Origin of the sequence: Clostridium prolinivorans (assembly GCF_004011155.1) — a bacterium.
Lineage (GTDB): Bacteria > Bacillota > Clostridia > Clostridiales > Clostridiaceae > Clostridium_AT > Clostridium_AT prolinivorans.
Genome location: NZ_RJWG01000002.1, coordinates 275250 through 300011, shown reverse-complemented (window position 1 = coordinate 300011; position 24762 = coordinate 275250). Strand labels below are relative to the sequence as shown.

19 protein-coding genes are annotated in these 24762 nt (G+C 30.6%); 12 read left to right on the top strand and 7 right to left on the bottom strand.

The genetic code is table 11. The annotated features are described in order from the left end of the window. Positions 1-409 precede the first annotated feature (409 nt). The 4 genes from EGD97_RS04125 to EGD97_RS04110 all read left to right on the top strand — a co-directional run bounded on the left by EGD97_RS04125 (position 410) and on the right by EGD97_RS04110 (position 5865). The gene (locus EGD97_RS04125) at positions 410-2704 is read left to right on the top strand and encodes a phage/plasmid primase, P4 family (protein ID WP_205693944.1); all 2295 of its coding nucleotides are present in this window, start codon (positions 410-412) and stop codon (positions 2702-2704) included. A 272-nt stretch (positions 2705-2976) separates the two neighbouring features. Further along, positions 2977-3876, top strand: coding sequence for a phage major capsid protein (locus tag EGD97_RS04120; protein WP_127836543.1), 900 nt, complete (start codon positions 2977-2979; stop codon positions 3874-3876). A gap of 75 nt (positions 3877-3951) precedes the next feature. After that, positions 3952-4155 (top strand): transposon-encoded TnpW family protein, encoded by a 204-nt coding sequence (locus tag EGD97_RS04115; RefSeq protein WP_071441617.1) that lies wholly within the window; start codon positions 3952-3954, stop codon positions 4153-4155. A 57-nt stretch (positions 4156-4212) separates the two neighbouring features. Beyond that, positions 4213-5865 (top strand): recombinase family protein, encoded by a 1653-nt coding sequence (locus tag EGD97_RS04110; protein ID WP_127836542.1) that lies wholly within the window; start codon positions 4213-4215, stop codon positions 5863-5865. Between the two features lie 174 nt (positions 5866-6039). Here EGD97_RS04110 and EGD97_RS04105 read toward each other — a convergent pair whose 3' ends face one another. Then, positions 6040-6768 carry an AraC family transcriptional regulator gene (locus EGD97_RS04105; protein ID WP_078682022.1) on the bottom strand — a complete coding sequence of 243 codons (729 nt, stop codon included), beginning with the start codon at positions 6766-6768 and terminating at the stop codon, positions 6040-6042. 479 nt (positions 6769-7247) lie between these two features. Here EGD97_RS04105 and EGD97_RS04100 point away from each other — a divergent pair, with 479 nt between their 5' ends. From EGD97_RS04100 to EGD97_RS04090, 3 genes are all read left to right on the top strand, one after another. Beyond that, on the top strand, positions 7248-8522 hold the full coding sequence (locus EGD97_RS04100) for an ABC transporter substrate-binding protein (RefSeq protein WP_078682021.1): 1275 nt from the start codon (positions 7248-7250) through the stop codon (positions 8520-8522). Between the two features lie 108 nt (positions 8523-8630). Next, positions 8631-9509, top strand: a complete 879-nt coding sequence (locus EGD97_RS04095) for a carbohydrate ABC transporter permease (protein WP_078682181.1) — start codon at positions 8631-8633, stop codon at positions 9507-9509. Further along, complete coding sequence (locus EGD97_RS04090; protein ID WP_078682020.1) at positions 9509-10354, top strand: carbohydrate ABC transporter permease; 846 nt, start codon at positions 9509-9511, stop codon at positions 10352-10354. Before EGD97_RS04095 ends, EGD97_RS04090 begins: the two co-directional genes overlap by 1 nt. A gap of 19 nt (positions 10355-10373) precedes the next feature. Here EGD97_RS04090 and EGD97_RS04085 read toward each other — a convergent pair whose 3' ends face one another. From EGD97_RS04085 to kdpF, 6 genes are all read right to left on the bottom strand, one after another. Beyond that, positions 10374-11072 carry a response regulator gene (locus EGD97_RS04085; protein ID WP_127836541.1) on the bottom strand — a complete coding sequence of 233 codons (699 nt, stop codon included), beginning with the start codon at positions 11070-11072 and terminating at the stop codon, positions 10374-10376. After that, positions 11072-13642, bottom strand: coding sequence for an ATP-binding protein (locus EGD97_RS04080; RefSeq protein ID WP_407643123.1), 2571 nt, complete (start codon positions 13640-13642; stop codon positions 11072-11074). The genes EGD97_RS04085 and EGD97_RS04080 overlap by 1 nt, the downstream gene beginning before the upstream one ends. A 262-nt stretch (positions 13643-13904) precedes the next feature. Beyond that, a complete protein-coding gene (locus EGD97_RS04075; RefSeq protein ID WP_127836540.1) occupies positions 13905-14531 on the bottom strand; it encodes a K(+)-transporting ATPase subunit C in 627 nt (208 codons plus the stop codon). Positions 14532-14571: 40 nt separating this feature from the next. Continuing rightward, positions 14572-16635: a potassium-transporting ATPase subunit KdpB gene (kdpB, locus tag EGD97_RS04070; RefSeq protein ID WP_127836539.1), complete on the bottom strand. Its 2064-nt coding sequence runs from the start codon at positions 16633-16635 to the stop codon at positions 14572-14574. A gap of 33 nt (positions 16636-16668) precedes the next feature. After that, positions 16669-18351, bottom strand: a complete 1683-nt coding sequence (gene kdpA, locus EGD97_RS04065) for a potassium-transporting ATPase subunit KdpA (RefSeq protein ID WP_127836538.1) — start codon at positions 18349-18351, stop codon at positions 16669-16671. A 30-nt stretch (positions 18352-18381) separates the two neighbouring features. Further along, on the bottom strand, positions 18382-18459 hold the full coding sequence (kdpF, locus tag EGD97_RS12780; protein WP_078682179.1) for a K(+)-transporting ATPase subunit F: 78 nt from the start codon (positions 18457-18459) through the stop codon (positions 18382-18384). A gap of 413 nt (positions 18460-18872) precedes the next feature. Between kdpF and EGD97_RS04055 the strand changes: the two genes are divergently transcribed. The 5 genes from EGD97_RS04055 to EGD97_RS04035 all read left to right on the top strand — a co-directional run bounded on the left by EGD97_RS04055 (position 18873) and on the right by EGD97_RS04035 (position 24585). Next, the gene (locus EGD97_RS04055) at positions 18873-21656 is read left to right on the top strand and encodes a sigma-54-dependent transcriptional regulator (RefSeq protein ID WP_127836537.1); all 2784 of its coding nucleotides are present in this window, start codon (positions 18873-18875) and stop codon (positions 21654-21656) included. 202 nt (positions 21657-21858) lie between these two features. Continuing rightward, positions 21859-22278: a PTS sugar transporter subunit IIA gene (locus EGD97_RS04050; RefSeq protein WP_127836536.1), complete on the top strand. Its 420-nt coding sequence runs from the start codon at positions 21859-21861 to the stop codon at positions 22276-22278. 1 nt (position 22279) lies between these two features. Then, positions 22280-22756, top strand: coding sequence for a mannose/fructose/sorbose PTS transporter subunit IIB (locus EGD97_RS04045; RefSeq protein WP_205693942.1), 477 nt, complete (start codon positions 22280-22282; stop codon positions 22754-22756). Between the two features lie 140 nt (positions 22757-22896). Beyond that, a complete protein-coding gene (locus EGD97_RS04040) occupies positions 22897-23709 on the top strand; it encodes a PTS mannose/fructose/sorbose transporter subunit IIC (protein WP_407643122.1) in 813 nt (270 codons plus the stop codon). 15 nt (positions 23710-23724) lie between these two features. Further along, on the top strand, positions 23725-24585 hold the full coding sequence (locus EGD97_RS04035) for a PTS mannose transporter subunit IID (protein ID WP_127836533.1): 861 nt from the start codon (positions 23725-23727) through the stop codon (positions 24583-24585). Positions 24586-24762 lie beyond the last annotated feature (177 nt).

Genomic DNA, 24762 nt, shown 5'->3' with positions numbered 1-24762 from the left:
TGAGCAAAAGCATAAGCATTACAGCCGTCTTTACCTTAGAAAAAAGACAGGCTGTTTTTTATTTTAGGGGTTCGAATCAATAAAATTCTTCGCTTATAGATGAGGAAGAAAAATATTTTTAAGAAAATCCTCAACTAATGTGTTCTACCAAGGCTATAAGGTGAGAGGAAAAATAATCCCCCAATGAAAGCATAGTTTTTCTCTCACTGCTCCTTGACAACTGAATACCCCGAAATGCAAGAGATACTTCAAGCAGAATATGCCATGACGATAATTCCGAGCGTAATTCTTGAAAGATAACGAGGTTGTGTCATACAAGGCAAACCCTCTGGAACCGTAGCGTTTCGGGTCATTAATAAAAGGCAAGGAGGTGAAGTAACTGAAAACAAAATATGATAACTTGCCGCAAATGCTTAAAGATATGCCACAGTTTTGCTGTTGGAAATATGAAGAGCGAAGTGGCAGAAAAACCAAAGTTCCCTATAACCCAGTAACAGGAAAAAGGGCAAAAGCAGATAAGCGGAGTACCTTTAAAGATTTTAGTTCGGCGGTAGCTGCTATAAGTGATTATGACGGTATCGGCTTTTTGGTAGGTAATGACATTTGTGTTATCGACTTAGATGATTGCTTTGTTAGCAGCGGTAAGCTTAAGCCTGTTGCCCAAAATGTTGTAGAGGCTTTTAGTGGTTGCTATATGGAATACAGTCCATCTGGAAAAGGGTTGCATATTTTCTTTAAGGCCACAGGCTTTGACTTCGACAAAACAAAATACTATATCAACAACAGAAAGCTGGGAGTTGAGGTCTATGTGGCTGGAGCAACAAACCGCTTTGTTACCGTAACGGGAAATATGTTTGCAGATGGTGATATAGCGGAGAAATCGTATGAACTACAGATGATACTAGACAAGTATATGTTGTGTCCTACTCCTGTGAAGCAACTACTGGATACAGAAAGTCAATCCTATCTGTCTGACAAGTCTGTTATTGAGAAGGCATTAAAATCAGCAAATGGAGAAAAATTCAAAGCATTATGGCAGGGAGATACATCTGGTTATGCTTCTGCCAGTGAAGCTGATTTGGCACTTTGCGGTATGCTGGCATTTTGGTGTGGCAGGGATATTGGACAGATAGACAGACTTTTCCGGCAGAGCGGCCTAATGCGAGATAAATGGAATAGACCGCAGTCCGGTAGTACTTATGGAATGATAACCATAGAAAAAGCTATCGCAAATGCTACTGAAATATACAAACCAGGTGGTAAGCGTTCATCAGCTACAAAGGATTTTGGTGAATGTTCTCTTACTGGCTTTAAGCCTGAGAGTAACGATCGCTACCCTTGGACGGATATTGGGGCAAGCAGGCTGTTTGCTGATTATTATAAATCTTTAGCCCGCTTTGTTCCCGAAAGGAAGATGTGGTTTTGCTATGAGAATGGCATTTGGATTCCTGATGTCGGTAATCTCAAAGTGATGGAAATGTGTAAATCATTGGCTAACCAACTACTAACCTATGCTTTGACTATTCAGGATGAACATCAAAGAAAGGCATACATTGACTATTGCCGAAAGTGGCAGTCAAGAAGATACAGGGAAACGGTGCTTAAGGATGCACAGAGCGTATATCCCATATCAATGGCTGAATTTGACCAAGACCCGCTTATGCTCAACTGTGCCAATGGAACATTGTTTTTAACATCTATGGATTTTCGTCCCCACAACAGCGAGGACAGACTTACAAAGATATCTGGCGTTAAATATGACCCAGAAGCAAAAAGCGAGCGATGGAATAGATTTATTCATGAGATTATGAGCGGAGATGAGGAAAAGGCAAAATTCCTCCAAAAAGCCTTTGGCTACAGTATCAGCGGAGACACTCGGTATGAATGCCTGTTTGTTCTCTATGGTGCTACAACTCGAAACGGAAAAGGTACGCTATGCGAGAGCATTCTTAAGGTATTAGGCAGTTATGGCTGTACCGCAAGGCCGGAGACTATCAGTCTGAAAAAGAACAATAACAGTTCAAGTCCAAGTGAAGATATTGCCCGGCTTGCAGGAGTACGCTTTGTGAATATCTCCGAACCTAGCAGAGGACTTGTCCTAAATGCTGCACAGGTAAAAAGCATGACAGGTGGTGACACCATCAACGCAAGGTTTCTACATGAGAATTCTTTTGACTTTTCACCAAAGTTTAAGCTGTATATCAACACCAATTATCTGCCCGTTATTACGGATATGACGCTGTTTTCCAGTGGCAGAGTGGTGATTATCCCTTTTGAACGACACTTTGATGAAAGCGAGCAGGATAAAAACCTAAAACGTGAATTCTCCAAACCAAAGAATCAAAGTGCTATCCTCAACTGGCTAATTGAAGGCTATCAGCTGTTAAAGAAAGAAGGCTTGACTTTACCTGATTCCGTTAAGACAGCAACGGAGGCTTATAAACGTGACAGCGACAAAATAGCATTATTTTTCGAGGATGCCTTGGAGGAAAGTCCTAATAGTGAGGTGCGGACATCCGAAGTGTATGCCCGGTATCAGCGTTGGTGCAGTGCCAATGGATGTTATTCGGAGAATGCAAGAAACTTCAAACAAGCATTAACAGCTATCGCCCGTGTAGAACGGAAACGACCACGTTCTGGTGGTGGGATGACCACAATGCTTATCGGATATAAGCTGACTGAAGAAGAATTTCTTCTTATTTAAACACAGTGTAGCAGCTTGTAGCAAGAAAAACAGGTTATATAAAAAATCGCTCTCGTATAGAGAGTTTAGTTTTTACCTGCTACATCTTGCTACAAAGCTTAAAACCAGTGAAAACAATGGATAAAACTCCATGTGTTAATACCTGCCCCTAGGGGAGGTCAAATCTCCACACCTTTACATCTGGACAACGGGCGTGGGGCAACGCGTAAAAAAACGCAGTTTCAAACGGGGTATATACCCCACATTTAATAGAATTTAGGAGGTAAACGATTATGGCAACATCAACAACTTATAATAGAGCGTTTTGGAACGTTATGAAAGGAAAAGACGAAAATTATCAGAATCTGAACGAGGGGTACGATAATGTCGGAGCATATGTCGCACCAGATGAATTCAGGGAAGGTTTTAACACTGCTTTGGCAAAGGAGAATATATTCCGCAGATTTGCCACTGTTATCAATCTATCTTCTGCAGAAGGTAAAATTCAAGCGGTATCCTCAACGGGTACAGCAGATTGGGTTGAAGACGGGGATCCAATCCCTGAAAGTGCCGATACATTTACACAGTTTCTGGTGAAATCATACAAGCTGGCATCTCTTGTCAAGCTAAACCGCTCATTTGTCACCGATATGAACTTTAATCTTGAAAAATATCTGATGGGTGATTTTGCGAAGCGTTTTGGCAAGGCTGAGGAAAATGCATTACTTAATGGAAATGGCACAACACAGCCAACAGGTATCCTTACAGCAGATGCAGATGTAACTACAGCAGATAGTGCTAACATCTCTTTTGACGAGATTATCTCTCTGTATTTTTCATTAAAAGATGAATACCGAAATAACGCTGTGTTTATCATGCACGATAATACAGCTATGCTTCTTAGAACCCTTAAAGATACAAGCGGTAGTTATCTGTGGAATTCTTCGGATAACACCATCTTCGGAAAACCTGTAGTTACCTCTCCATATATGCCTACAGTATCAGCAGGAGCAAAAAGCATTGTATTTGGAGATTTATCATACTACTGGCTGATTGAACGTCAACCAATAACGATAAAAAAATTAAGTGAGTTATATGCATTGCAGGGGCAAATCGGATTTTCTGCTTACGAGAGATTGGATGGGAAGTTGATTCAACCGGATGCTCTGAAAATATTACAAATAAAAGCTTAAATAATGGATTAGGCACTGAGTCATCAATTCGGCTCAGTGCCAGTTCCATCAAAACATCGGACAGGAGGTCACGATATGGAAAATCAAAGTAACAGCCGCACAACCAAATCCGATATCGGAGGTACGGTCTATGTGGTGGAATCACGAGTAAGTGATTCAGCAAAGGAAAGTGCATATTCCAAGCTGAAACGACTGATTACAGTCAACGCAAAAAACCTTTCAAAGTTATCTGATAGTTCATATAAACCCACGGAAATCAACTCGACTTCTTCAAGGTAGTACGGTAATATACATAGTGCTAAACCGCTTGAAGACTGTCGGAAATGGAGGATAAAAATGAATAGACAGTCAACATTTAGCACTATACGTAAATCAACATTAGCATTTGAAGAAGCAAAAATTACTGCTCTGTACTGCAGGCTCTCACGTGATGATGAGCTTGCAGGAGACAGCAACAGCATAGTGAACCAGAAGGCAATTCTAAAAAAATATGCTGAGGACAACGGTTTTCGCAACATCGAATTTTATGTGGATGATGGGGTCAGCGGTACAACTTTTGATAGACCAGACTTTAACCGCATGATTGCTGATGTAGAGTCCGGTAGAATCGGAACGATTATCATCAAGGATATGTCACGATTCGGCAGGGATTACCTTAAAGTAGGATATTATACCGAGATTATGTTTCCTGAAGCAGATGTACGATTCATTGCTATTAACAACGGTATTGATAGTGCAAACCAAGCAGACAGTGACTTTACACCGTTTCTTAACATTATTAATGAATGGTACGCTAAGGATACTAGCAAGAAAATCCGTGCTGTGTTCAAATCCAAGGGACAATCTGGTAAGCCACTCTGTACCAATCCACCTTACGGTTATATTAAAGACCCTGAAGATAAGTTGCACTGGATTATAGATGAGGAAGCCGCCGAAGTGGTCAGAGATATTTTCCGACTGTGCATGGCTGGCTTTGGACCCACGCAGATAGCAAAGCAACTTGAAAAACGATGCATTGATACACCTACGGTTCATCTTCGCAAAATGGGTATTAACACTCCAGCAAGACCACCAGAAAACCCATATGCTTGGTCGGCTCGGGCCGTAGCAGATATTCTGGCTAAAATGGAATATCTAGGTCACACGGTAAATTTCAAGACTTCTAAAAAGTCATATAAGAGCAAAGTCAAGATATTAAATAATCCAGAAGATTGGCTGGTTTTCAAAAATACCCATGAAGCAATTATTGATAAGGGTACTTGGGAAACAGTGCAGAAAATCAGAGATGGCAAGCGAAGACCATCACGATTAGGTGAAATGGGAATGCTTTCTGGCATGATGTTTTGTGCCGACTGTGGAGCAAAGCTGTATCAGGTTAGAGGCAAGGGATGGACACACGATAAGGAATACTTCGTTTGTGCTACTTACCGCAAGAAAAAGGGTATGTGCAGTTCGCATCAGATACGTAATGTTATAGTGGAACAGCTTCTTTTAGAAGACTTAAGATGTGTAACCTCCTTTGCCAAAGACCATGAACAGGAATTCATCCGTATAGTTATGAATAATTCAGAAAAGGAACTTGCCAAAGAACTTCGCCAAAGTCAAAAGGAGTATGAACAAGCACAGGCTCGTATTGCTGACATAGATAAAATCATTCGAAAGCTATATGAGGATAATGTGATGGGTAAAATTCCCGAAGAGCGTTTTTACAAGATGTCAGCTGAATATGAAGCCGAGCAGAAGGCACTGGAAGAAAGGATAACCAAATTAAAACATACCATTGATACAGCAAATGAACAGTCCCTCAATACCGACCGCTTTTTAGCACTGGTTAAAAAGTACACAGAAATTACAGAATTGGATGCAGAGATTATTAGAGAGTTCATCGACAAAATTATAGTATTCAAGGCTGAAAAGATAGATGGCCGCAGAACCCAGCGGATTCAGATTTTTTATAACTGCATTGGCGCTATCGACTTACCAAAATAAACGAAAAAACGGCATAGCCGAATATCAACGACTATGCCGAATTTTTTAGGAATTATAAATCCCTATTTGACCGCTCCAAAAGGCTGACTCTTTTTTTATTTATGCAGATAATAGTTAATAATAATGGTTTTTAATGTTTAATTTTCATGAATATCCTCTATATCTTTGATTTAATTAATATAAAGAACTATTTTGTTTTCTATATTCCATAGGGGTAAGACCTGTATGAGTTTTAAAAAAACGTGAAAAATAACCTACATGTTTAAAATTAAATATACAGCTTATTTCACTTATAGAAGAATTAGTGTAAATTAAGTAAAGTTTTATTGCATTTATTTTTTCTTCATTAATATATTCACTTAAAGTTTTTCCTACCTCTTTTTTAAAAGTTGAAGAAAGATAATTTGGATGTACGTTTACAAATTCAGCTATCTCTTGGAGAGATAGAGTATTTTCTATATTTTTTTTAATATAAGAAATTACACGATTTATAACAGGATTATAAATATGTTTTTTATGAGTTTTTACAATTTCTATAAAGTCATCTATCATTTTATATTCTAAGTTTTGCACTTCATCTTTCGTATTAGTCTCATCTATAAGATTTATATAGTAATCACTTAACATAAATGCAGTTTCGGCATCTACTCCAGCTTCAATAATAGCTCTTGTAAAAAGAGTACAGGAGCCTACAAGAGAATATTTAAGAGAATTAAGAGGTCTCTTAGATAAATGGGCTCTTTCTAAAGAATTAATCTGTGATAATGTTTCAAGACTTTTATCTTTGTCCATTTGTTTAATATACTGCATTAATTTTTTTTCAAGTTCATAAGGAGGATGAGTATAAGAACTATATTTATTTTGTGCAATAATAAGCTCAAGTTTTTTATAAATATTACTCAATGATATCACTCCAAATTAAAATTTAATAATAATTATAAATTTAAATGGTATTTGTAATTAATTTAAAAATTTACCTTAAAATTTTGTAAAAAATATTAATATTTTATAAAAAGTATACTATTTTCAATATATAATGTAAACATAATAATTTAGGTAATTAAAAAATGCTTTAAATTACACTTAATATTAAAATTTTTTAGAATTAAAGTAATATAATGCTTTTATTGAAAACGATTATTAATTTAAAAATTTATATATTAAATTATAATAATTAAATTATATGACTTTAAAAAGTTAAATTATATCAATAAATTTTATACTAAATAAAAATATAGTTTAAAATTTAAAAATGTTATATATAACTTAAGTGTAATTTAAAAGCAAAAATGTTATAATTGTAAACTTTTACGATTATAATGTTGAATATTAAGCAAAAGTAATTACCTAAAAATATTAATATAATAGGGGGAAGGCGTGTTATGAAAAAGTTTTTAAGTGGAGTGTGTGCTGCGGCATTAATACTATCAACGTTATCAGGATGTTCTTCTACGACAAAAACAGAGGGAAATACAAATACTGATTCTAAAGAAAAGGCGGTAGTTACATTAATTCAAAATAAAGTTGAAATTCAAGAACAGCTTGAAAATGCTGCGAAAGATTTTAACAAATCTCAAAATGATGTTGAAGTTCAAATATTGGGAGCAGCTGGAGATGATTTAGTAAAAGTACTTCAAACTCAATTTGCCTCTGATCCAGGGAAAGCACCTACAATATTTACTTGCGGAAGTGGTTCTGAATTTGAAAAATTTTTTAATTATATGACAACATTAGATGATACAGCAGCAAGTAAAAAAATAGTAAAAGGTCAAAAAGAAGATGCAATGAAAGATGGAAAATTATATGGTCTTCCAGTTGCTATAGAAGGATTTGGATTAGTGTATAATAAAACTTTATTTGAAAAAGCCGGAGTAAAAGCTGAAGATATAAAATCAATGGATGATTTAATTAAAGCTTGTGAAAAACTTGAAAAAGTTCAAGGAGTTTCTAAGGCAATTGCTTTTGGTAAAGAAACTTACTTCCAGTTTATGCATCCATTTAACTGGCCTTTTGCAGTAATGGATAATTATAAAGAAGTTATAAATAATGTTATATCTGGGAAAACAAAATTAAAGGATGTACCAGAAGTTAAACAATATGTTCAAGATTTAGATAAATTAAAAACTCATACTAATTTAGCTAAAGATACTTATGATGAACAAGTTGCTGGATTTGCACAAGGTAAATATGCAATGATTCATCAAGGTAATTGGGTACAATCACTTTTAGATGATTATGATGTTGATTTTGAATATGGTATGATGCCTGTTCCGTTTAATGCTAATGATAGTCTTGCTGTAGGGAATACTAACTTTTTCCGTGTAAATAAAAATGCTACTGAAGCACAACAAAAAGGTGCTAAAAAGTTTTTAGATTGGTTATATACTGATAAAGCAGGACAAACATATGTAACTGAAAAATTCAAATTAATACCAGCATATGAAGGATTTGATACAAAAGATATGGATCCTTTAGCAGCAGATGTTTCAAAGTATTCACAAGAGGGTAAAACAGTTCCTTGGACTTTTAATCTTTTCCCTGCTGGAGTAGATAAAGATTGTTCTAGTGCAATGGAAAAATATTATGCTGGGAAAATAAATACTGATCAGCTTTTAGATGAGATAAATAAAGTTTGGACTGATGCTGTAAGCAAATAAAATAATATAATTTTCTATGAGATTAAAAGCCTTCTAAAATTTATATGATTGAAGGCTTTTAACCTCATAATATATTTTATAATGTTTGTAGAAATGGAAGGTGAAGCAATGAAAAAGTCTACCAAAAATAAAATAACAACTTCTTTATTTGTTATTCCTTCATTATTTATATTTGTAAATGTAGTTATAATACCTTTTATTATGGGAGTTATTTATTCATTTACTAATTGGGATGGATTTGCATTTAAAGGCTCAAAATTTACAGGTTTAAGAAATTATGCATTAGCTTTAGGCGATCAAAAATTTATTTCATCTTTTTTGCTTACAGCTAAATATACTATAGCAATGGTTATTTTTGTTAATATTATAGGTCTAACTTTAGCACTTTTGGTAACTTCAAAAATAAAATCAAAAAATATATTAAGAAGTATATATTTTTTACCTAATTTAATAGGAGGACTTATTTTAGGTTTTATATGGAAGTTTGTATTTACTAAATTTTTTGTTCAGCTTGGAGAGATTTTACACAAACAAAATATTTTATTTAATTGGCTTGATGATTCAACTATGGCATTTTGGGCATTAGTTATTGTTGGAACCTGGCAGATGGCAGGATATGTGATGGTTATTTATATAGCTTCTATAGAGAGCATATCTGATGAAGTTATGGAAGCAGCAGAAATAGATGGTGCAAATAGTTTTACAAAGTTTAAAAAAATTACTCTTCCACTTATTGCACCTGCATTTACTATAAGTTTATTTGTTACTTTATCAAATGCATTTAAACAATATGATACTAATTTATCATTAACTAATGGAGGACCATTTGGATCCACAGAACTTATAACTATGAATATATTTTCAACAGCATTTAGTTATAATAAATATGCAATAGCACAAGCAAAATCTATTATTTTCTTCCTTGTAATAATGTTAATTACGGTAGCTCAAGTTTATTTTACAAAGAAAAGAGAGGTGGAAATGTAATGAAAAAAGGAATAAAAGGTTCAAGCTTAGTTGCATTATTTGGATGGTTTATTGCATTTTTAACTCTATTTCCTATGTATATTATGGTGGTTAATTCTTTTAAAGGAAGAAAACAAATATTTACAGATACGATGGGATTGCCTAAACCTATAGATTTTTCATATTATACAAAGGCAATGGAAAAGATGAAGTTTGTAAGAGCATTTTCTAATTCACTTTTTATAACAGTAATTAGTATTTCTTTAATTATAATATTTTCTTCTATGACAGCATGGGTATTAGTTAGAAATAAATCAAAAATTTCGGATTTTATATTATATTTATTTGTAGTTACAATGCTTGTTCCTTTTCAATCAGTTATGATACCTTTAATGCAGTATATGACTAAATGGAAAATAAAATCTATAAATTTTTCTATGATAGATAGTTACTTTGGTATTATATTCATGTATATAGGATTTGGATTAAGCCTATCAGTATTTTTATACCATGGTTTTATAAAAGGAGTACCAGCTTCTCTGGAAGAAGCAGCTATGATTGACGGGGCTAATAAATTTCAAGTATTTTGGAAAATAGTTTTTCCTACATTAAAACCTATTACTGTAACTGTAGCTATATTAAATGTTATTTGGATATGGAATGACTATTTACTTCCATCTTTGGTTCTTAGAAGTCCTGAATTAAGAACAATTCCCCTATCAACTTTTTACTTCTTTGGAGAATTTACAATACAATGGAATTTGGCAATGGCAGGACTTGTTCTTTCTATAATACCAGTTATTATTTTTTATTTATTTTCACAAAAATATATTATTAAAGGTGTTATGGCTGGAGCTGTAAAATAGATTAAAATACAAATTATTTTTATTCATCAATTAATCTATATCCAACTCCAACTTCAGTGTAAATATATTGAGGATGGGCAGGATCTTTCTCTATTTTCCTTCTTAAGTTAGCCATGAATACTCTAAGAGATTGGGTTTCATTGCCTGCCTGTCCGCCCCATATTTCACTAATAATAAAATTATGTGTTAATACTTTTCCTGGATATTTACAAAAAAGAGCCATTATTTTATATTCTATAGGAGTTAAATGTATTTCTTCATCATTTATCAATACTTTTCTTTTATTAAAATCAACAACTAAATCTCTAACTTTAAATTTATCTTTGTTTAAATTTTGATTTTCTATAGAATTTTTATGTCTTAAAGCTACTCTGACTCTTGCAAGCAGTTCACCAATACCAAAAGGTTTAGTTAAATAGTCATCGGCTCCTTTATCTAAAGCTTCTATTTTTTGTCTTTCATTTTCTCTGGCAGAAACAATAATTATAGGTGTATTAGACCACTCTCTTACTTTTTTTATAACTTCTATACCGTCAATATCCGGAAGACCTAAATCTAATATTATAAGATCTGGATTATAAGACATTGAAAGCACAATAGCTTCTTTTCCTTTACTTGTTTCAATATATTTAAAACCTTGTGCTTCTAATGATGTGGTTATAAAATTTCTTATGGGTTTATCATCTTCAACAACAAGTATGCATATTTTGCTTTCCATTAAATTTCCTCCTTTGGAATATAAAAGCAGAAAACTGCTCCTCCACCTTTTTTATTATATGCATAAATTTTTCCTCCATGAGCTTCAACTATAGATTTACAAATAGCAAGACCTAACCCTACACCTCTTCTGGAATCACTTATTTTGCCTCCGTCAGTGAAAAATCTATCAAATATATGTGGTAGTATTTCTTCTTTTATTCCAGTTCCGTTATCAATAACTTCAAAAAATACTTTTTCATCTTTTTCATATGTCTTAATTTCTATTTCTGATCCTTTTGGTGTAAATTTTAATGAGTTATCAATTAAATTTATAAGAACCTGTTCAATTAAACTTCCATCCATAGGGGCAACTATAACATTATCAGGGACTGTTACTTTTATTTTATGATCTTTAAATCTTTTGGAAGTTCTTTGTACAACTTCGTATATTACTTCTTCAACAACTTCTATATTCTTTTTAATTTCCATTTTGCCTTCATCAAATTTAGTCATACTAAGTAGATTTTCAACTAACCTTATAAGCCATTCTGTGTCTTCATAAATGCCTTGAATAAGCTCATTTTTTTTAGTATCAGAAATAGAAGAGCCATTTTCAATAATAGTACTTACAGCTCCTTTGATACCTGCTAAAGGACTTCTTAAATCATGAGAAATTGATCTTAATAAATTACTTCTTAGTCTTTCACTTTCTATTTCAAGTTTAATGTTTTTTTGAGTTTCAGAAAGAATTTCTCTATCTAAAGCAATAGATATTTGACTTGAAAATGTTTGAAATATATATTTTTCTTCTGGCTTAAGAGCAATATTGGAGAATACACCTATAACACCTAATATTTTGCCTTGACTTTTTAAAGGCATATAATAACTTTTTGAAGCATAAAAATTATTTGTTCCTATTCCGGCTTCTTTATCATTTAAAAAGCACCAATATGCAATAGCCTCTTCATCTTTGCTTAAAATAAAATCTTTTTTACCAGATTTATCAGAGTTATAAATAAAAGGAGGTAAAAGTTTGTTATCTTTAGATAAATAACAAATTACGGTCCTTCCAAGAAGTCTCGACATATATTTTATACCTATGGAAATTACATCAGATGTTCCAGTAGCACTAAGCAGTTTTTTGCTAACTCTATATAATATTTGAGTAGTGGTTTCTCTTTCTATAGAATTTTTTGCTTCTTTTTGTATTCTAGTTGTTAATGTTCCTATTATAAAAGTTACAATTAACATTGTAGGAAAAGTGAATAAATAGTTTTTATTAGTAAAATGTAATGAAAATCTTGGTTTTGTAAACAAATAGTTAAATAAAAATATACTAATAATTGACCATATAAAACCTAAAGTATATCCTTTAGTTTTAATAGTTACTATTATAATACCTAAAATTAAAATCATAATTATGCTTGATTCGCTAAGCCTAAAGTGATAAAAAATTAATGATATTGCTATAAATACAGCCATTATAATAGTTGATAAAATAATATCTATAAAAGATAATTTAAAATTAAAATTATCTTTTAACACAGTTTTACTGTTTCTTTTTTTATGTGTAGTGTTAGGTATAACATAAACATCAATATAGGAATTAGAATCCATCAATTTATCAACTATATCTTTTGCATAAAAACGGAATAAATTATTAGTTTTTCTGTGATTTTTTCCTATTACTATTTTAGTTACATTTCTAAATTTTGCATATTCAATTATTTGTTCTACAATATTGTCGCCATATAAGGTAACTAATTCTCCTCCAAGTTGCTCTGCTAGAGTGAAATTTGATTTAAGTATTTCTTTTTCTTCACTGCTTAAATTTTTAGAGCTATTTGTTTCAATATATAGGCCTATCCATTTAGAATGATAGGCTTCAGCCATTCTACTAGCTGTACGTATAACTCTTGCAGATGAAGGTGAAGTCCCTATACATGCTAGTATTTGTTCTGATGTAGGAATTACTGTTATTTGACCTTTTGCAAGTCTTACATTTTCAACTTCATAGTTTATTCTGTCTGCTGTTCTTCTAAGGGCAATTTCTCTTAAAGCAAATAAATTATTTTTAGTAAAAAAATTTTTTAAAGCAGTTTTTGTCTGAGCTTTACTATATATTTTACCTTCTTTAAATCTTTTTAGTAATTCATCAGGTTCAATGTCAATTAATTCTACATTATCTGCCTCATCAAATATTCTGTCAGGAATTGTCTCTCTTACTGAAATATGAGTTATACTTTCAACTATATCATTTAAACTTTCAATATGCTGTACATTTAAAGTAGTATATACATCTATTCCTGCATCAAGAAGTTCTTCTACATCTTGCCATCTTTTTCTATGCCTTTTAGCTTCTATGTTTGTGTGAGCTAATTCATCAACTAATATTACTTCTGGTTTTCTTAAAAGTGCTTTATTTAAATCAAACTCTTTTACAGTTATTCCTTTGTAATTAATTGTTCTAATGTCTATTTTTTCGATACCTTTAATTAATGCCATAGTTTCTGGCCTTGCATGGGGTTCGATATATCCAATTACAACATCTTTTCCTGCTTTTTTTAGCTCATGAGCTTCAAGAAGCATTTCGTAAGTTTTACCAACACCTGCTGCATATCCAAAGAAAATTTTTAATTTTCCTCTTGTAGGAGTATTTTGCTCTTTTTTTATTTGGTTTAACAGATATTCTGGATTAGGTCTGTTATCAGTATTTATTTTAAATAACCTCCTTTTATAATATGGATATATAACCAAAAACTAAATATAGTACAGTAAATAACCAATCATGGAATATATTTTATTATATAATGCATTGTTATTTTCTTCAAATGATTTATTAAATTAGCAATTATTTACTATTTAAAATAGATGCTATTTCAATATTTAACTTCAAAACATTTACCCTTGGTTCACCAAATAATCCTAAACTTCTTCCTTCAGTATATTTATCCACTAATTGTTGTAATTTATCTTCACTTATTCCAGAGGCTTTAGAAACTCTTGGTATTTGAATTTTAGCAGCTTCAGGACTTATATTTGGATCAAGACCTGAAGCTGAACTTGTAAGTAGGTCTGTTGGTATATCTTCTTTTTTTATTCCTGGATTAGATTTTAAAAATTCTTCTATGTCTTTTTCTACTCTTTTTTGCAAAGCTTTATTTGATGGAGCTAAATTTTGAGATCCAGATTTAGGACCATTATAAGATGTTTTTCCATATTTATCAGGTTTTATATCAGCTTCTGTATAAGTATTATAATTTATGGCTGAAATCCTACCTTTAAAAAATCTTGGGTCTGTAAAATCTTGACCTATAAGCTCTGAACCTACTTCTTTACCGTTAATAACAATCATACTTCCATTAGCTTTTTTATTTAAAACTAATTGACTTATTCCTGTTAAGCATAGTGGATAAATAACTCCGCAAAGAAGTAATAAAACTATACTTATCAGCAAAGATTTTTTTATTATTTTCATAAAAATTCGTCCTTTCTAATATTTTTTATAGGTTTATATACTATCCTAAATTTAAAATTCTGACTAATGGAGTTATTATTATATCAATGAGCTTAATACCTATAAACGGAACAATTATGCCACTTAATCCAAAAATAAGCATATTTCTCAGAAGCATTATTTCAGATTTCATAGGTTTATATTTTACTCCTTTCATGGCTATTGGTATAAGTATTGGTATTATTATTGCATTAAATATTAATGCTGAAAGTATTGCGCTGTAAGGAGTTGAAAGTTTCATTATATTCATAATCTGCATCTGTGGGATAGCAGTAGTAAAAACTGCTGGTATTATTGCAAAATATTTTGCAATATCATTAGCTATGCTAAAAGTAGTTAAAGCTCCTCTAGTTATAAGTAATTGCTTACCAATTTCAACTACTTCAAGAATTTTAGTAGGATCTGAATCTAAATCTACCATATTAGCGGCTTCTTTAGCTGCAGTAGTACCACTATTCATAGCAATTCCAACATCTGCTTGAGCTAAAGCTGGAGCATCATTAGTTCCATCTCCTGTCATTGCTACAATTTTTCCCTCTGCCTGTTCTTTTTTTATTGCTTCTATTTTATCTTCTGGTTTACATTCTGCTATAAATCCATCTACTCCAGCTTCCTTAGCAATAGTTGCTGCAGTTAATGGATTGTCTCCTGTACACATTATTGTTTTAATTCCAATTTCTCTAAGCCTTTTAAATCTTTCCACTAAACCAGGTTTAACTGTATCTTTAAGATATATAACTCCATATATTTTATTATTAACACAAACAACTAAAGGAGTACCGCCAAGTTTAGAAACTTCATTTACTTTATCTTCTAAATCCTTTGGTATAGTTCCTCCCATTTCTTTTATCCTATTTTTAATAGCATCATATGAGCCTTTTCTAACAGTAGATCCATCTTTTAAATCTATTCCACTCATTCTGGTTTGAGCAGTAAATTCTATAAAAGGCAAATCTTCATATTCTTTAAAATTAACTTTAGCTCCTAATTTTTTACCAAGTTCTACTATTGATTTCCCTTCTGGAGTATCGTCTTTTAAAGAAGAAATAACAGCATAATTTATTAAATCCTCTGATTTTATATTGGCAACAGGTATAAATTCTGACGCTAACCTGTTTCCAAAAGTTATAGTCCCTGTTTTGTCAAGTATGATAGTATCTACATCACCACAAGCTTCAACTGCTTTTCCTGACATAGCTATTACATTAAATCTTGTAACTCTATCCATGCCTGCAATACCTATAGCTGATAAAAGACCTCCTATAGTTGTTGGTATTAAACATACAAGAAGAGCTATTAATGTAGAAATTTCAATTTTAACTCCAGAATATGCAGCCATAGGATATAAAGATACAATAACTATTAAAAATATTAAAGTTAAACTTACAAGTACAGTATTAAGAGCTATTTCGTTAGGAGTCTTTTGCCTAGATGCTCCTTCTACAAGTGATATCATCTTATCTAAAAAGGATTCTCCAGGAGTTGCTGTTATCTTAACTTTAAGCCAGTCACTTACAACCTTTGTCCCACCAGTAACGGAAGCAAAATCTCCGCCTGATTCTTTCATAACTGGAGCTGATTCACCTGTTATAGCTGATTCATCTACAGATGCTACACCATCTATTACTTCTCCATCATTAGGTATGATATCTCCACTTTCAACTAAAACTATATCACCTTTTTTTAATTCATTTGCATTTATAATTTTAATATTGCCTTTATCATCTAAAAGTTTTGCAATAGTATCTTTTTTTGTTTTCTTTAAACTTTCCGCTTGTGCCTTACCTCGGCCTTCAGCTATTGCTTCTGCAAAATTAGCAGAAAGTACTGTTATAAATAAAATTATAGATACTATAAAATTATAAATTTTAAGATTACTGCTTTGTTCTCCAAAAATATTAGGAAATATTGTAAGCAGCAAAGATATAAAAAAACCTACTTCTACTACAAACATTACAGGATTTTTTGCCATATATTTAGGATTAAGTTTTTTAAAAGCCTCTATACTAGCTTCTTTTATCATATCTTTTGTAATAAATTTAGATTTTTTATTTTTATCACCCATATTAATCTCCTCATTTTCTTTTTTTATTTAATTTTAATGCCATAATGTAAGATGTTCTGCTATAGGTCCAAGTGCCAAAGATGGAAGAAATGTTAATGCACCTATTATTAAAACAATAAAAACTAAAGTAATTGTAAACATTAAATTATCAGTTCTAAAAGTTCCTGCAGAAACTGGTATTGCTTTTTTAGAAGCAAGTGAGCCTGCAACTGCTAAAAGTATAATTATAGATAAATATCTTCCATAAAACATTACAATACCTGTTGCAGTATTCCAAAATAATGTATTATCTAAAAGGCCTTCAAAGGCAGAACCATTATTAGCTGCAGAAGTTGTAAATTGATATACAATTTGCGATAGTCCATGAAATCCTGGATTTGTTACAGCTTTTGAAGCTTGTGGAAGTACTAAAGCTAATGACGAAAACATGAGTATTAAAAATGGATGAATAATTATAGCAAGTGCTATTAATTTCATTTCTTTTCCTTCAATTTTTTTAGATAAAAATTCTGGAGTTCTCCCAACCATAAGGCCACATAAAAATACTGCCAATATAGCATACATAATCATATTCATAAATCCTGTACCTTTTCCTCCGAAGATTACATTAAGCATCATGTTAATAAGTGCAACGGCACCTCCTATAGGGGTTAAAGAATCATGCATATTATTAACTGAACCTGTAGTAAAAGCTGTAGTTACTTGAGTAAATAAAGATGATTGTGCTATACCAAATCTAACTTCTTTTCCCTCCATATTTCCCATAAGCTGATTTAATCCTATATGTGCCAAAGCTGGATTTCCTGATTTTTCGGCCAAATAACATATTGGTAGTCCTATTAAAAATAGTATTCCCATAGCTGTAAATATTGACCAGCCTTGTTTTTTATTTTTAATCATAAGCCCAAAAGTATATACAAGGGATCCAGGAATTAACATCATTGATAAAATTTCAATTAAATTTGATAAAGGAGTAGGGTTTTCAAAAGGATGACTGGAATTTGCTCCAAAAAAGCCTCCTCCATTAGTTCCTATATGCTTTATAGATTCTAAAGCTGCTACAGGTCCCATTGCTATGTCTTGAATTTTACCTTCTATTGTGGTTACTTTATGAATACCAGAAAAATTTTGAGGTACTCCCTGAGTTACCAATAAAAGTCCTATAATTATTGAAAACGGCAATAAAACTCTTGTAATAATTCTCACTAAGTCAACAAAAAAATTACCCATTGTTTTTTTATTCCCAGCAATTCCCCTCATAAAAGCTAGTGCAGCTGAAAAACCTGTAGCCGATGATATAAACATCATAAATATTATGACTGTCATTTGGCTAAAATAAGAAAGCCCTGATTCACCACTATAGTTTTGAAGATTAGTATTTGTAATAAAACTAATTAATGTATTAAATGTCAAACTAGGTTCCATAGCTTTTATTTTATTTGGATTTAAAACATGAAGATTTTGAGTTCTTAATATTATATATCCTATGAATACTATAACTGCATTTAATGTAATTATGGAAATTACATACTCTTTCCAATTCATTTCTTCATTTTTATTTATTCCACATATTTTAAAAATAAAATTATCAATTTTATTAAAAAATTTTTCTCCTAAAATTTTATCTCCGGTAGATACACAATATAAATATTTTCCCATAGGAACTACTAAAATCATAAATATTAATAAAGTTACTATTATTTGTAACCATTCCATATATTTTTCCTCCCTATTTTTAAACCTTAATTAAAATTTTTCAGGGTTAAATAATGCATAAGTAAGATATAAAAAAAGTAATACTATAATAATTATTAAAATCCACATATGCTTACCTCCAAACATTATTTATTATTGTTTTTTATAATCTGTTTATCACACCAATTTATAAATAATTTAATTGAAATAAAACAAATTAATAATGATACTATAAAAAGTGCATCTTTCATAACTAGATACCTCCTAGCTTATTTTTCAAATTTAAATAATAACATTTTAAGTATTAAGATTGTGTTAAGATTGTTTCTATTTATATAAAGAAAGTATAAAGAATTTTAATATATTAATAATATTTATCAAATAAAAATAAGAATAGATTTTACTAATTTAAATTTAAAAAAGTACATAATAATATTTAGTTTTTACACAATTTATATAATATGTTATAATATTAGTGTATTAATACACTAATTATACAGTATTACTTATTGTAAATGCTCTCTATAATGGAGGTTAAACTTATGAAGCGAATAGATAAAATTTATAATTATTTAATTGAAAAATCTAAAGCTCTTACATTAGAAGATTTAAAAGAAAATAAAGGCTTTAGTGCAAGTGAAATTTCAGAGGCATTAGGAATTTTGCGTAACAATGTAAGTATGGAACTTAATACACTATTAAGACAAGATAAAATTATAAAAATTAAAGGAAGACCTGTACTATATATAGATAAAAAATCTGTAGAAAATATTATTGGATATAAATTAGATAAAAGCTTTAATGAATTAGAAGATATTAATGAATTAATAAAAGAAGAAAAATCAGAAAATATTGATTCATCGCCTTTTAGTTCACTTATTGGAGCAGATTCAGGATTAAAAAATCAAATTGAACAAGCTAAGGCAGCTATATTATATCCGCCTAATGGACTTCATACCTTGATTGTTGGACAAACTGGTGTTGGTAAGACACTTTTTGCAAATATGATGTATAATTACGCTAAATTTACAAAGAGATTGAAAGAAGATGCTCCTTTTATTGTATTTAATTGTGCTGATTATTATAATAATCCTCAGCTTCTTATATCTCATATTTTTGGACATATAAAAGGTGCTTTTACAGGAGCTGATAGTGATAAAGAGGGCATAGTTGAAAAAGCTAATAATGGGATATTGTTTTTAGATGAAATTCATAGGCTGCCTCCAGAAGGTCAGGAAATGATATTTTATTTTATGGATACCGGTACTTATAATAAATTAGGAGAATCTGAAAGAAAAAGAAAAGCAAATGTGCTTATTATAGGGGCAACTACTGAAGAGCCAGGATCTTCTCTATTAAAAACTTTTTTAAGAAGAATACCAATCATAATAAATATACCAAGCTTTGAAGAACGTCCTATTAAAGATAGATTGGATATAGTTAAATTTTTACTTTCTAATGAAGCTCATAGAGTAAATAAAAGTATTAAAATTGAAGCTGATGCTGTTAAAGCTCTTATAGGGAGTGCTTCTTATGGTAATATAGGTCAATTAAAGTCTAATATTCAGCTTGTATGTGCTAAGGGATTTTTAAATAGTATAGAAAATAAAGAGTTTATAAATATAGATTTTAAATCCCTGCCACCTGAAATAAAGAGCGGTTTATTTAATTTAAGTTCTAAAAGAGAAGAAATAGAGGAGATATCTGAACTTGTTAAATCTCATTTAATAATTTTACCTACTGGATGTAAAAATTTAATAAAAGATGATGATTATGAACCTCCTTTTAATCTTTATAAAATAATAGAAGATAAGGCTGCATTATTAAAAGAAGAGGGAGTAGATGAAGAGTATATAAAAAAATTTATTACTACGGATATCAATATTCACATAAAATGTTTTTATGATAAATTTAAAAATACTTCATCAGGAAGAGATAAAATATTAGAAATAATAAGTGAAGATATTCTTAAATTTTCTCAAGAGGTAAAAAGTTTTATAGAAAAGAAGTTTAATAAAAAGTTAAGCGAAAGATTTTTATATGCATTAGGACTTCATTTAAGTTCTTTTATGAAAAGAGTTGAGTCAAAAACTCCTGTTCATTATGCAAATATTGAAGATATAGTTAAGGATAATCCTGAAGAATTTAACATTTCATTAGAAATTAAAAGACTTATTGAAGAAAGATATAATATTTTGGTGCCAGAAGAAGAGTTAGTTTATTTAACTTTATTATTAAATACAATTGATGAAAATCAAAATACAGATCGTGTAGCTATAATAGTTGCAGCACATGGGACAAGCACTGCCAGCAGTATGGTAAATGTAGCTAAAAGACTTTTAGGAGAAGGTATAGTTGAGGCTGTTGATATGTCTCTTGAAGTTAGCCCTAAAAAAATATTAGATCAATTAATTGAAAGAGTCAAAGAATTAAACACAGGCAAGGGAATTTTATTATTAGTAGATATGGGATCTTTAGCTAATTTTGATACTATAATTACAGAAAAAACTGGCATTAAAGTAAAAACTATTGATATGGTTTCTACTCCAGTAGTACTTGAAGCTGTTAGAAAGTCTAATTTATTTGGTATGGATTTAGATACACTTTACGATTCCCTTAAGAATTTTAAGGGATATGGAAATTTAGTAGTAGAAAATGAAAAATATAAAGATAAAGAAAAAGCTATAATTACTATTTGTTCTACTGGAATAGGAACAGCAGAAAAATTAAAAGAATTAGTTGAAAATATAATTATTAATTTAACTAATGAAGAAATTAAAATAATTCCCATAGGAGTAAAAGAATTAAATAAAAAAATAGAGATTATAAAAAATAAGTATAATATAATTGCTTCAATTGGTATTATGAATCCTAAAATTGATGCGCCATTTATTTCACTAGAATCTTTAATTGGAGGAAATGGTGAAGAAATAATAGCAAGTATAATAGAAAACAAAAATATTAAATTAAAACCAAAACATACTAATACAGTTGTAAAAGAATTATGCGAAGACAGTTTAAAACAATTTTTAACTTTTTTAAATCCAAGTAAAATTATTAGTGTATTAATGAAATTTCTAAGTGTATTAGAAGAAAATTTAAAAAAAGATTTTGATAATGCTATGCGTATTAGAATTGTTGTACATGCAGGATGTGCATTAGAAAGAATGGTTATTAAAGATGGATTAATATATAAGCAGGATAAAAGTAAAATTAATTCGTATGTATTAAGGTGTCTTGAAACTGCAAATGAAGTAATTAATAGCTCTTTAAATTTAAAATTAAGCGAAGATGAATTATTTTATATTGCAGAAATGCTGGAATAATGTATTTAAAAAATACCATAATGTGTATTAATATTTTTTAATAGTGTATTAATAATAAACAAATAATAAACAAATAATAGACCTAAGGTATTGATTTATAACGATTACTATACCTTAGGTTTTTTAATACACAATTTTGGCACGTGTTTTGCTATATAAAATAGTGTACTAAATAACAATTACATAATTGGAGGGAGAAAAAATGGTAGCAATTATAGTAGCAACCCATGGAAAATCTGCACCTGAACTTATAAAATCTGCTGAAATGATATTTGGCAGTCAGGAAAACATAGATGCAGTAACTTTTGAACCAGGTGAAAATACTGATAATTTATTAGAAAAATATAATCAAAAACTTGAAAGTTTAAATACTGAAGATGGTGTTTTATTTATGGTTGATTTATTTGGGGGAAGTCCTTATAATGCAGCAGCTATGATAGCAGCTAAAAATTCAAATATGGATATAGTTACAGGAGTAAATATACCAATGCTCTTAGAAACATTTGGCTCTAGAAGTTTTTCAAATTTAGAAGAATTAGTAAATACTGCAAAAAATGCAGGACTTGAAGGAATAAAATCTTTAAAAGAAACATTATCACAATATGTTGAGGAGGAATTATAAAATGAATATTGTATTAGCAAGAATTGATGACAGATTAATCCATGGTCAAGTGGCAACAGTTTGGGCAAAAGAAACTAAATGTGAAAGAATAATTGTATGCAATGATGATGTTGCAAAAGATGAAATTAGAAAGACACTATTAGTTCAAGTAGCTCCTCCAGGAGTTAAAGCAAGTGTTGTAGATGTAGAGAAAGCTATAAGAGTATGCAAAAATCCTAAATATGAAAATGATAGAGCACTTTTATTATTCACAAATCCAACTGATGTTTTAAGAATGGTTGAAGGCGGAATTGATATAAAAAGTGTAAATATAGGTGGAATGGCATTTAAAGAAGGGAAAAAGCAAATAACTAGTGCTGTATCAGTTGATGAAAAGGATATAGAAGCCTTTAAAAAGCTTCATGAAAAAGGTATAGAATTAGAAATAAGAAAAGTTATAACTGATGCTAAAGTTGATTTAATGTCAAAAATTCAATAGTATTAAGCTTGTATAATAATTATAAGCAATTGTTAAAACAAGCATTTTAATAATTGCTTATAAAAATACTATTTTAAATGTGTTTATTTATAAAATTTTATAAATAAAAAAATAAAATTAAAGGGGGACATACAATGTCTATAAGTGTTACACAAATTATATTAATTTTTATAGTTTCATGTATTTGTGGTGCAGGTAGTGTTTTGGATGAATTTCAAACACACAGACCATTAATTGCATGTACACTAATAGGACTTATTTTAGGTGATCTAAAAACAGGTATTATTATTGGCGGTACTTTAGAGATGATGGCTTTAGGTTGGATGAATATAGGTGCTGCTATGGCTCCTGATGCAGCTTTAGCTAGTATTATTTCTACGATATTAGTTATAGGCGGTAAACAAGCAATAGGTACAGGTATAGCTGTTGCTATTCCAATAGCTGCTGCAGGACAAGTATTAACAATATTTGCAAGAACTTTATCAGTAGGATTACAGCATAGAGCTGACACTTATGCTAAAGAAGGAAATCTTAGAGGCATAGATTTAATGCATTTAAGTGGTCTTCTTATTCAAGCTTTACGTGTAGCTATTCCATCTTTACTTGTAGCTATGTTCGTTGGAACAGGAGCTGTTCAATCTTTCTTAAATGCGATACCATCTTGGATAACTGGTGGACTTCAAGTAGCTGGAGGATTTATAGTTGTTGTTGGATATGCAATGGTTATTAATATGATGGAAGCTAAATATTTAATGCCATTCTTCTTTTTAGGATTTGTAGTGGCTGCATTTACAAACTTTAATTTAGTTGCTTTTGGAGTTCTTGGAACAGTAATGGCTATAATATATATTCAATTAAATCCAAAATACAATATGCCTAAGGTTGCTGTATCTAATATTAAGGCAGCTACTGACGATTTAGATGACGATTTAGATGATGAATTAGATGATTAAAAGGGAGGAGTAAGAATGAGCGCAGAAATTAAAAATTCAGAGGTTAAAAATCCAAATGAAAAATTAAAATTAACTAAAAAAGACTTAAGAAATGTATTTATACGTTCTAACTTTCATCAAGCTTCTTGGAACTTTGAAAGAATGCAAGCTTTAGGATATTGTTTTGCTATGGTTCCTGTAATAAAAAGATTATATAAAGGTGAAGAAAGAAAAGCAGCAATGAAAAGACATCTTGAATTTTTTAATACTCAGCCTTTTGTAACTGCACCAATACTTGGAGTTACAGCAGCTATGGAAGAAGAAAGAGCAAATGGAGCTCCAATTGATGATGGTGCTATAAATGGTATTAAAATAGGGCTTATGGGACCTTTAGCAGGAGTTGGAGATCCAATATTTTGGGGAACATTAAGACCTGTAGTTGCAGCATTAGGAGCTTCAATAGCTTTAACAGGAAGTATTGCAGGACCTATATTATTCTTTGTAATATTTAATGCTATACGTTTAGCTATAAGATGGATTGGGGTAAATTACGGATATAAAAAAGGAACAGATATTGTTAAAGATATGAGTGGAAATAGATTGCAAAAATTAACAGAAGGAGCCTCTATACTTGGATTATTTGTAATGGGAGCTTTAGTTTCTAAGTGGACTACTGTAAACATACCTTTAGAAATATCCAGAATAACTATGCAGGATGGCAAAGTTGTAGTAACAACAGTTCAGGATATTTTAAATCAATTAATGCCTGGATTAGTACCATTATTATTAACATTCTTATGTATGAAGCTTTTAAAGAAAAAAGTAAGTGCTATTTGGATAATTTTTGGATTATTTGCAATAGGAATTATTGGATTTGCAACAGGGGTATTAAAATAGTATATAAATAAAATATGAAGCGGTAAATATCTAATCTTGTTGATATAGTTATTTACCGCTTATTTTTATTTATATAAAACCTGAAAATATTATTTAACATAATAAAAATTAAATATATTAAAAAAATTACAATATCTAAATATTGTAAATTATTGCATTTATATATTTTATTATAAT

What these genes read in the sequence shown, in the direction of transcription:
- kdpA (WP_127836538.1), bottom strand. Translation starts at nt 18,351, where the DNA reads ATGGAATGGTTACAAATAATAGTAACTTTATTAATATTTATGATTTTA.
- EGD97_RS04120 (WP_127836543.1), top strand. Translation starts at nt 2,977, where the DNA reads ATGGCAACATCAACAACTTATAATAGAGCGTTTTGGAACGTTATGAAA.
- EGD97_RS04115 (WP_071441617.1), top strand. Translation starts at nt 3,952, where the DNA reads ATGGAAAATCAAAGTAACAGCCGCACAACCAAATCCGATATCGGAGGT.
- EGD97_RS04050 (WP_127836536.1), top strand. Translation starts at nt 21,859, where the DNA reads ATGGTAGCAATTATAGTAGCAACCCATGGAAAATCTGCACCTGAACTT.
- EGD97_RS04080 (WP_407643123.1), bottom strand. Translation starts at nt 13,642, where the DNA reads ATGCTTCTTGAAGCTCATGAGCTAAAAAAAGCAGGAAAAGATGTTGTA.
- EGD97_RS04100 (WP_078682021.1), top strand. Translation starts at nt 7,248, where the DNA reads ATGAAAAAGTTTTTAAGTGGAGTGTGTGCTGCGGCATTAATACTATCA.
- EGD97_RS04090 (WP_078682020.1), top strand. Translation starts at nt 9,509, where the DNA reads ATGAAAAAAGGAATAAAAGGTTCAAGCTTAGTTGCATTATTTGGATGG.
- EGD97_RS04085 (WP_127836541.1), bottom strand. Translation starts at nt 11,072, where the DNA reads ATGGAAAGCAAAATATGCATACTTGTTGTTGAAGATGATAAACCCATA.
- EGD97_RS04110 (WP_127836542.1), top strand. Translation starts at nt 4,213, where the DNA reads ATGAATAGACAGTCAACATTTAGCACTATACGTAAATCAACATTAGCA.
- EGD97_RS04075 (WP_127836540.1), bottom strand. Translation starts at nt 14,531, where the DNA reads ATGAAAATAATAAAAAAATCTTTGCTGATAAGTATAGTTTTATTACTT.
- EGD97_RS04045 (WP_205693942.1), top strand. Translation starts at nt 22,280, where the DNA reads ATGAATATTGTATTAGCAAGAATTGATGACAGATTAATCCATGGTCAA.
- EGD97_RS04095 (WP_078682181.1), top strand. Translation starts at nt 8,631, where the DNA reads ATGAAAAAGTCTACCAAAAATAAAATAACAACTTCTTTATTTGTTATT.
- EGD97_RS04125 (WP_205693944.1), top strand. Translation starts at nt 410, where the DNA reads ATGCTTAAAGATATGCCACAGTTTTGCTGTTGGAAATATGAAGAGCGA.
- kdpB (WP_127836539.1), bottom strand. Translation starts at nt 16,635, where the DNA reads ATGGGTGATAAAAATAAAAAATCTAAATTTATTACAAAAGATATGATA.
- EGD97_RS04035 (WP_127836533.1), top strand. Translation starts at nt 23,725, where the DNA reads ATGAGCGCAGAAATTAAAAATTCAGAGGTTAAAAATCCAAATGAAAAA.
- EGD97_RS04055 (WP_127836537.1), top strand. Translation starts at nt 18,873, where the DNA reads ATGAAGCGAATAGATAAAATTTATAATTATTTAATTGAAAAATCTAAA.
- kdpF (WP_078682179.1), bottom strand. Translation starts at nt 18,459, where the DNA reads ATGTGGATTTTAATAATTATTATAGTATTACTTTTTTTATATCTTACT.